Source organism: Streptomyces sp. NPDC056222 (genome assembly GCF_042264065.1).
In the GTDB taxonomy this organism is placed as follows: Bacteria; Actinomycetota; Actinomycetes; order Streptomycetales; family Streptomycetaceae; genus Streptomyces.
In genome coordinates, this window is sequence record NZ_JBHJTL010000095.1 from 20,519 (window position 1) to 29,182 (window position 8,664).

Here is an 8,664-nt window from a genome sequence, read left to right on the forward strand (position 1 = left end):
CCGGTGTCCCCCTCGTGGGTTGCTAGTCGCGGGCCGCGATCAGGTGTTCGGCGTGTTCCTGGAGCGAGCGGACGCCGACATCGCCGTGGTTGAGCGCGTCGATGCCCTGGACGGCCGCGGCGAGCGCCTGGACCGTGGTGAGGCACGGGACGGAGCGGGCCACCGCCGCCGTACGGATGTCGTAGCCGTCGAGGCGGCCGCCGGTGCCGTACGGGGTGTTGACGATCAGGTCGACCTGGCCGTCGTGGATCAGCTGGACGATCGTCTTCTCGCCGTTCGGGCCCTCGCCCTCGGACTGCTTGCGCACGATCGTGGCGTTGATGCCGTTGCGCTTGAGCACCTCCGCCGTGCCCGAGGTGGCCATCAGCTCGAAGCCGTGGGCGACCAGCTCGCGCGCCGGGAAGATCATCGAGCGCTTGTCGCGGTTGGCGACGGAGATGAACGCGCGGCCCTTGGTGGGCAGCGGGCCGTAGGCGCCGGCCTGCGACTTGGCGTAGGCCGTGCCGAAGACCGCGTCGATGCCCATGACCTCGCCGGTCGAGCGCATCTCCGGGCCGAGGACGGTGTCCACACCGCGGCCGTGCACGTCGCGGAAGCGGCTCCACGGCATCACGGCCTCCTTGACGGAGATCGGCGCGTCGAGCGGCAGGGTGCCGCCGTCGCCGGTCTTCGGCAGCAGGCCCTCCTCGCGCAGCTCGGCGATGGTGGCGCCGAGCGAGATGCGGGCGGCGGCCTTCGCGAGCGGGACGGCGGTCGCCTTCGAGGTGAAGGGGACGGTCCGGGAGGCGCGCGGGTTGGCCTCCAGGACGTAGAGGATGTCACCGGCCATGGCGAACTGGATGTTGATCAGTCCGCGGACCCCGACGCCCTTGGCGATGGCCTCGGTGGAGGCGCGCAGGCGCTTGATGTCGAAGCCGCCGAGGGTGATCGGGGGCAGGGCGCAGGCCGAGTCGCCGGAGTGGATACCGGCCTCCTCGATGTGCTCCATGACGCCGCCGAGGTAGAGCTCGTGGCCGTCGTAGAGCGCGTCGACGTCGATCTCGATGGCGTCGTCCAGGAAGCGGTCGACCAGGACCGGCCGGGTGGGGCTGATCTCGGTGGACTCGGCGATGTACGACTCCAGGCGGGTCTCGTCGTAGACGATCTCCATGCCGCGGCCGCCGAGCACGTACGAGGGGCGTACGAGGACGGGGTAGCCGATCTCGTCGGCGATGGCCTTGGCGCCGGCGAAGGTGGTCGCGGTGCCGTGCTTGGGGGCCGGGAGGCCGGCGTCGGCGAGGACCTGGCCGAAGGCGCCGCGGTCCTCGGCGGCGTGGATGGCCTCCGGGGAGGTGCCGACGACCGGCACGCCGTTGTCCTTGAGCGCCTGGGACAGACCCAGCGGGGTCTGGCCGCCGAGCTGGACGACGACACCGGCGACGGGGCCGGCCAGCGTCTCGGCGTGGACGATCTCCAACACGTCCTCGAGCGTCAGCGGCTCGAAGTACAGGCGGTCGGAGGTGTCGTAGTCCGTCGAGACGGTCTCCGGGTTGCAGTTGACCATCACGGTCTCGTAGCCCGCGTCGCTGAGCGCGAAGGAGGCGTGGACGCAGGAGTAGTCGAACTCGATGCCCTGGCCGATGCGGTTCGGGCCGGAGCCCAGGATGATCACCGCGGGCTTCTCGCGCGGGGCGACCTCGCTCTCCTCGTCGTAGGACGAGTAGAAGTACGGGGTCTTGGCGGCGAACTCGGCGGCGCAGGTGTCGACCGTCTTGTAGACCGGGCGGACACCGAGCGCGTGCCGGACCTCGCGGACGACGTCCTCGCGCAGGCCGCGGATCTCGGCGATCTGGGCGTCGGAGAAGCCGTGGCGCTTGGCCTCGGCCAGGATCTCCGGGTGCAGCTTCTCGACGGCTGCCAGCTCGTCGGCGATCTCCTTGATCAGGAAGAGCTGGTCGACGAACCAGGGGTCGATCTTCGTGGCGTCGAAGACCTCCTGGGGGGTGGCGCCGGCGCGGATGGCCTGCATGACGGTGTTGATGCGGCCGTCGGTCGGGCGGACCGACTCGCGCAGCAGCTCGTCCTTGTCGCCGGGCTCGCCAACGAAGGTGAACTGCGAGCCCTTCTTCTCCAGCGAGCGGAGGGCCTTCTGGAGCGCCTCGGTGAAGTTCCGGCCGATGGCCATGGCCTCGCCGACCGACTTCATGGTCGTGGTCAGCGTGGAGTCGGCGGAGGGGAACTTCTCGAAGGCGAAGCGCGGGGCCTTGACGACGACGTAGTCGAGCGTGGGCTCGAAGGACGCCGGGGTCTTCTCCGTGATGTCGTTCGGGATCTCGTCCAGCGTGTAGCCGACGGCGAGACGGGCCGCGATCTTGGCGATCGGGAAGCCGGTCGCCTTGGAGGCGAGGGCGGAGGAGCGGGAGACGCGCGGGTTCATCTCGATGACGATGATCCGGCCGTCGTCAGGGTTGACCGCGAACTGGATGTTGCAGCCGCCGGTGTCGACGCCGACCTCGCGGATGATCGCGATGCCGATGTCGCGCAGCCGCTGGTACTCGCGGTCGGTGAGGGTCATCGCCGGGGCGACGGTGATGGAGTCACCGGTGTGGACGCCCATCGGGTCGAAGTTCTCGATGGAGCAGACGACCACGACGTTGTCGTTCTTGTCGCGCATCAGCTCCAGCTCGTACTCCTTCCAGCCGAGGATGGACTCCTCCAGGAGCACCTCGGTGGTGGGAGAGAGCGTGAGGCCCTGGCCGGCGATGCGGCGCAGCTCCTCCTCGTCGTGGGCGAAGCCGGAGCCGGCGCCACCCATGGTGAAGGAGGGGCGGACGACGACGGGGTAGCCGCCGAGGGTGTCCACGCCCTTGAGGACGTCGTCCATGGAGTGGCAGATGACCGAGCGGGCGGACTCGCCGTAACCGATCTTGGCCTTGACGGCCTCGACGACACCCTTGAAGAGGTCGCGGTCCTCGCCCTTGTTGATGGCCTCGACGTTGGCGCCGATGAGCTCGACGCCGTACTTCTCCAGCACACCCTGCTCGTGCATGGAGATCGCGGTGTTGAGCGCGGTCTGGCCGCCGAGGGTGGGCAGGAGGGCGTCGGGGCGCTCCTTGGCGATGATCTTCTCGACGAACTCGGGGGTGATCGGCTCGACGTACGTGGCGTCGGCGATCTCCGGGTCGGTCATGATCGTCGCCGGGTTGGAGTTGACCAGGATGACCCGCAGGCCCTCGGCCTTGAGGATGCGGCAGGCCTGGGTGCCGGAGTAGTCGAACTCGGCGGCCTGGCCGATGACGATCGGGCCGGAGCCGATGACCAGGACGGACTGGATATCGGTGCGCTTAGGCACGCTCGGCCTCCATCAGGGATACGAAGCGGTCGAAGAGGTACGCGGCGTCGTGCGGGCCCGCGGCCGCCTCGGGGTGGTACTGGACGGAGAAGGCCGGCTGGTCGAGCAGCTGCAGGCCCTCCACGACGTTGTCGTTCAGGCAGACGTGCGAGACCTCGGCACGCCCGTAGGGGGTCTCGGAGACCTTGTCGAGGGGCGCGTCGACGGCGAAGCCGTGGTTGTGCGCGGTGACCTCGACCTTGCCGGTGGTGCGGTCCTGCACCGGCTGGTTGATGCCTCGGTGGCCGTACTTCAGCTTGTACGTACCGAAGCCGAGCGCGCGGCCGAGGATCTGGTTGCCGAAGCAGATGCCGAAGAGCGGCGTCCTGCGCTCCAGGACCGCCTGCATGACGGAGACCGGGTGGTCGGCGGTGGCCGGGTCGCCCGGGCCGTTGGAGAAGAACACGCCGTCCGGGGCGACCGCGTACACGTCCTCGACGGTCGCGGTGGCGGGCAGCACGTGGACCTCGATCCCGCGCTCGGCCATCCGGTGCGGGGTCATGCCCTTGATGCCGAGGTCGATCGCGGCGACGGTGAACTTCTTGGTGCCGATCGCGGGGACGACGTACGTCTCCTTGGTGGCGACCTCGGCGGAGAGGTCGGCGCCCTTCATCTCGGGGGCCTGGCGGACCTCGGCGAGCATGGTGCCCTCGTCGGGCAGCGCGTTGCCGGAGAAGATGCCGACGCGCATGGCGCCGCTCTCGCGCAGGTGGCGGGTGAGGGCGCGGGTGTCGATGCCGGAGATGCCGACGACGCCCTGGGCGGCCAGCTCCTCGTCCAGGGAGCGCCGGGCGCGCCAGTTGGAGGAGACGCGGGCGGGGTCGCGGACGACGTATCCGGAGACCCAGATACGGGAAGACTCGGGGTCCTCGTCGTTGACGCCGGTGTTGCCGACGTGCGGGGCCGTCATCACGACGACCTGGCGGTGGTACGACGGGTCGGTGAGGGTCTCCTGGTAGCCGGTCATGCCGGTGGAGAACACGGCCTCGCCGAAGGTCTCCCCCACGGCCCCGTAGGCGCGGCCGCGGAAGATGCGGCCGTCCTCCAGGACGAGTACGGCGGGAACCTTGGCGGTTCCCCTGGTGGAGGTCGTCATCGTGCGGTGCCTTCCGTCGTGCTTGCGTGGTTCATGGAGTTGATGGCCTCGACCCAGGCGGTGTGCTCGGCGGCGCGGTCGGACCGGAAGCCGGAGTCGAGGAGCTTCTCGCCGTGCGCCCAGGTGACGATCAGCAGCCCGCCCTCGGCGAGGACCTTGCCGGCGATGCCCTTGTCGAGGCGGGCCTCGCGCAGCGCGGCGGCGGGGACGAAGAAGTCGTTCGCTCCGGGGCGTACGACCTCGATCCCGGCCTCGGTGAGCGTGAGCTCGACGCGGCTGCGGGTGCCCAGACCGTGGGCGACGATCCGGTCGAGCCACTGCCCGGCGGTCGTCGAGCCGTGGTAGCGCCCGCTGAGGGTCAGTTTCGCCTCGCCGGGCGCGTCCGGCGCGCTGGGGAGCTCGGGGAGGTCCGACTGGAGGCTGCCGCGCCACTTCCATCCCTGGCGCATCAGCCAGTAGACGAACGCGATGAAGAGCAGGAGCCCGGCGACCCAGCCGAGCCGTCCGGCCCAGTCGGTCACCTCGGCCGACTTCTTCTCAGCCTCGGCTGCGAATTCGATGAGTGATGTCACGCCAGCTTCCCGTCCACGACCGTTGCACGGCCCCGCAGGAAGGTGTGGGTGACACGTCCCGGCAGCTCGCGGCCCTCGTAGGGGGTGTTGCGGCTGCGGGAGGCGAAGCCCGCGGGGTCCACGGGTCCACGGTATGCCGGATCGACCAGCGTCAGGTTCGCGGGCTCACCTGCCGAGACGGGGCGTCCGTGGCCCGCGGCCTGCCCGATCCGGGCGGGCTTGACGGACATGCGGTCGGCGACGCCGGCCCAGTCGAGCAGTCCGGTCTCGACCATCGTCTCCTGGACGACGGAGAGCGCGGTCTCCAGGCCGACCATGCCCATGGCGGCCGCGGCCCACTCGCAGTCCTTGTCCTCGTGCGGGTGCGGGGCGTGGTCCGTGGCGACGATGTCGATCGTGCCGTCGGCGAGGGCCTCGCGGAGCGCCATGACATCACGCTCGGTGCGCAGCGGCGGGTTGACCTTGTAGACCGGGTTGTAGCTCCGGACCATCTCGTCGGTGAGGAGGAGGTGGTGCGGGGTGACCTCGGCGGTGACGTCGATGCCGCGGGACTTGGCCCAGCGGACGATCTCGACCGAGCCGGCGGTGGAGAGGTGGCAGATGTGGACGCGGGAGCCGACGTGCTCGGCGAGGAGGACGTCGCGGGCGATGATCGACTCCTCGGCGACGGCGGGCCAGCCGCCGAGACCGAGCTCGGCGGAGACGATGCCCTCGTTCATCTGGGCGCCCTCGGTGAGGCGGGGCTCCTGGGCGTGCTGGGCGACGACTCCGCCGAAGGCCTTCACGTACTCCAGGGCGCGGCGCATGATCACGGCGTCGTCGACGCACTTGCCGTCGTCGGAGAAGACGGTGACGCCGGCGGCGGAGTCGTGCATGGCGCCGAGCTCGGCGAGCTTCTTGCCCTCGAGGCCGACGGTGACGGCGCCGATGGGCTGCACGTCGCAGTAGCCGGACTCCTTGCCGAGCCGGTAGACCTGCTCGACGACTCCGGCGGTGTCGGCGACCGGGAAGGTGTTGGCCATGGCGAAGACGGCCGTGAAGCCGCCGGAGGCGGCGGCGCGGGTGCCGGTGAGGACGGTCTCGGAGTCCTCGCGGCCGGGCTCGCGCAGGTGGGTGTGGAGGTCGACCAGACCGGGCAGGAGGATCTGCCCCTCGGCCTCGACGACCGTCGCGCCCTCGGCCGACAGGTCCGACCCGACCTGGGCGATGGTCTCGCCGTCGATCAGGACGTCCTGGGCCTCGCCGCCGAGGACCTTCGCACCGCGGATCAGGATCTTGCTCATGATTACTTGCTCTCCTCGGTACGAGTGACTGTGGCGGCGGGCTCGGAACCGCCGAGCAGCAGGTAGAGAACGGCCATGCGGATGGAGACGCCGTTGGCGACCTGCTCGACGACCGTGCAGCGGTCGGAGTCGGCGACCTCGGCGGTGATTTCCATGCCGCGGACCATGGGGCCGGGGTGCATGACGATGGCGTGCTCGGGCATCTTCGCCATCCGCTCGCCGTCGAGCCCGTACCGCCGCGAGTACTCGCGCTCGGTCGGGAAGAAGGCCGCGTTCATCCGCTCACGCTGCACACGCAGCATCATCACCGCGTCGGACTTCGGCAGCACGCTGTCGAGGTCGTAGCTGACGGCGCAGGGCCAGGTCTCGACGCCGACCGGCACCAGCGTGGGCGGGGCCACCAGGGTGACCTCGGCGCCGAGGGTGTGGAGCAGGTCGACGTTCGAGCGGGCGACCCGGCTGTGCAGGACGTCGCCCACCAGGGTGATGCGCTTGCCCGCGAGGTCCTGGCCGAGGCCGGCGTCGCGGCCGACGAGGCGGCGGCGCATGGTGAAGGCGTCCAGCAGGGCCTGGGTGGGGTGCTGGTGGGTGCCGTCGCCGGCGTTGATGACGGGGGCGTCGATCCAGCCGGAGGTGGCGAGCCGGTAGGGCGCGCCGGAGGCGCTGTGGCGGATGACGACGGCGTCGACGCCCATCGCCTCCAGGGTCTGGGCGGTGTCCTTGAGGGACTCGCCCTTGGAGACGCTGGAGCCCTTGGCCGCGAAGTTGATCACGTCGGCGGAGAGGCGCTTCTCGGCGGCCTCGAAGGAGATCCGGGTGCGGGTGGAGTCCTCGAAGAACAGGTTGCAGATCGTTCGGCCGCGCAGGGTGGGCAGCTTCTTGATCGGCCGGTCGGCCACCCGGGCCATCTCCTCGGCGGTGTCGAGGATGAGGACGGCGTCGTCGCGGGTGAGGTCGGCGGCCGAGATGAGGTGACGCATCATCGGGTTTCGCTCCGTGGTGGCGAGGTGTGAGGGCGTGCGGGCACGCAGGGGTGTGCCCTGGACCCGTCGGGGTGCCGGTACGGCTAGGAGGAGGGCTTGCTGCCGAGCAGGACGGTGTCGCGACCGTCCTCTTCGGCGAGCTGGACCTTGACCGTCTCCCGCAGCGACGTGGGGAGGTTCTTGCCGACGTAGTCGGCGCGGATCGGGAGTTCGCGGTGGCCTCGGTCGACGAGGACCGCGAGCTGGACGGCGCGAGGGCGGCCGATGTCGCCGAGCGCGTCGAGCGCGGCGCGGATCGTGCGGCCGGAGAAGAGCACGTCGTCGACGAGGACGACCAGGCGGCCGTCGATGCCGTCACCGGGGATCTCGGTGCGGCCGATGGCGCGCGCGGGCTTCATCCGCAGGTCGTCGCGGTACATGGTGATGTCGAGCGAGCCGACCGGGATGGTGCGTCCGGTGATCTCGGCGAGCTTGTCGGCCAGCCGGCGGGCGAGGAAGACGCCACGCGTGGGGATGCCGAGGAGAACCACGTCGTCCGCGCCCTTGGCGCGCTCGACGATCTCGTGGGCGATGCGGGTCAGTACCCGCGCGATGTCGGGGCCCTCGAGAACGGGCCGTGCGGCATCGGTCTGCTGCTGTGCGTCCATATGAAACGGACCTCCTTCTCCGCCTCACGGGACGGACCTTAAAGGACGTCGAAATTGCGCCACCGACTCTACCAGGGGCGGGCGACTCCCCAGCTCACCACCCTGCCGCCACTCCGGGCGCCGTCCCTCGGGAGGGGGCGGTATGGACCATTCGGCTTGACGGGAAAGAGTAACGCTGCGTAACCTCACAGTGAGTTACCAGCCAGGCGGCGGAGCCGCACGTTGTCTACAGCGTCCAGCGTCCGGGGAGCTATATGTCCAGCGAATACGCAAAGCAGCTCGGGGCCAAGCTCCGTGCCATCCGCACCCAGCAGGGCCTTTCCCTCCACGGTGTGGAAGAGAAGTCCCAGGGCCGCTGGAAGGCCGTCGTCGTCGGCTCGTACGAGCGCGGTGACCGCGCCGTGACGGTGCAGCGACTCGCCGAGCTTGCGGACTTCTACGGCGTTCCGGTGCAGGAGCTCCTGCCCGGCACGACCCCGGGCGGGGCCGCCGAGCCGCCGCCGAAGCTCGTTCTCGACCTCGAGCGACTTGCCCACGTCCCGCAGGAGAAGGCCGGCCCCCTGCAGCGCTACGCGGCGACGATCCAGTCGCAGCGCGGCGACTACAACGGAAAGGTGCTGTCGATCCGCCAGGACGACCTGCGCACGCTCGCCGTCATCTACGACCAGTCGCCCTCGGTGCTGACCGAGCAGCTGATCAGCTGGGGCGTCCTG

The 8,664-nt window shown here is 70.2% G+C and carries 7 protein-coding genes; 1 reads left to right on the top strand and 6 read right to left on the bottom strand.

Annotation, left to right across the window (positions count from 1 at the left end):
* Nucleotides 1-22 precede the first annotated feature (22 nt).
* From carB to pyrR, 6 genes are all read right to left on the bottom strand, one after another.
* Nucleotides 23-3,331 carry a carbamoyl-phosphate synthase large subunit gene (carB, locus tag ACFC0D_RS31485; RefSeq protein WP_376443284.1) on the bottom strand — a complete coding sequence of 1,103 codons (3,309 nt, stop codon included), beginning with the start codon at nt 3,329-3,331 and terminating at the stop codon, nt 23-25.
* Complete coding sequence (gene carA / locus ACFC0D_RS31490; protein WP_376443287.1) at nt 3,324-4,466, bottom strand: glutamine-hydrolyzing carbamoyl-phosphate synthase small subunit; 1,143 nt, start codon at nt 4,464-4,466, stop codon at nt 3,324-3,326. The genes carB and carA overlap by 8 nt, the downstream gene beginning before the upstream one ends.
* Nucleotides 4,463-5,038 (bottom strand): hypothetical protein, encoded by a 576-nt coding sequence (locus tag ACFC0D_RS31495; protein WP_376443289.1) that lies wholly within the window; start codon nt 5,036-5,038, stop codon nt 4,463-4,465. The genes carA and ACFC0D_RS31495 overlap by 4 nt, the downstream gene beginning before the upstream one ends.
* Nucleotides 5,035-6,321 (bottom strand): dihydroorotase, encoded by a 1,287-nt coding sequence (locus ACFC0D_RS31500; protein WP_376443292.1) that lies wholly within the window; start codon nt 6,319-6,321, stop codon nt 5,035-5,037. Before ACFC0D_RS31500 ends, ACFC0D_RS31495 begins: the two co-directional genes overlap by 4 nt.
* A 2-nt stretch (nt 6,322-6,323) precedes the next feature.
* Nucleotides 6,324-7,304 (bottom strand): aspartate carbamoyltransferase catalytic subunit, encoded by a 981-nt coding sequence (locus ACFC0D_RS31505; protein ID WP_329122859.1) that lies wholly within the window; start codon nt 7,302-7,304, stop codon nt 6,324-6,326.
* 83 nt (nt 7,305-7,387) lie between these two features.
* Nucleotides 7,388-7,951, bottom strand: coding sequence for a bifunctional pyr operon transcriptional regulator/uracil phosphoribosyltransferase PyrR (gene pyrR, locus ACFC0D_RS31510; RefSeq protein ID WP_376443296.1), 564 nt, complete (start codon nt 7,949-7,951; stop codon nt 7,388-7,390).
* A 254-nt stretch (nt 7,952-8,205) separates the two neighbouring features.
* Here pyrR and bldD point away from each other — a divergent pair.
* The coding region (bldD, locus tag ACFC0D_RS31515; protein ID WP_376443298.1) for a transcriptional regulator BldD at nt 8,206-8,664 on the top strand (459 nt) is incomplete at its 3' end.

Excerpts from the sequence above, each read along its gene's own strand:
- carA (WP_376443287.1), bottom strand. The coding sequence starts at position 4,466 with ATGACGACCTCCACCAGGGGAACCGCCAAGGTTCCCGCCGTACTCGTC.
- ACFC0D_RS31500 (WP_376443292.1), bottom strand. The coding sequence starts at position 6,321 with ATGAGCAAGATCCTGATCCGCGGTGCGAAGGTCCTCGGCGGCGAGGCC.
- ACFC0D_RS31505 (WP_329122859.1), bottom strand. The coding sequence starts at position 7,304 with ATGATGCGTCACCTCATCTCGGCCGCCGACCTCACCCGCGACGACGCC.
- pyrR (WP_376443296.1), bottom strand. The coding sequence starts at position 7,951 with ATGGACGCACAGCAGCAGACCGATGCCGCACGGCCCGTTCTCGAGGGC.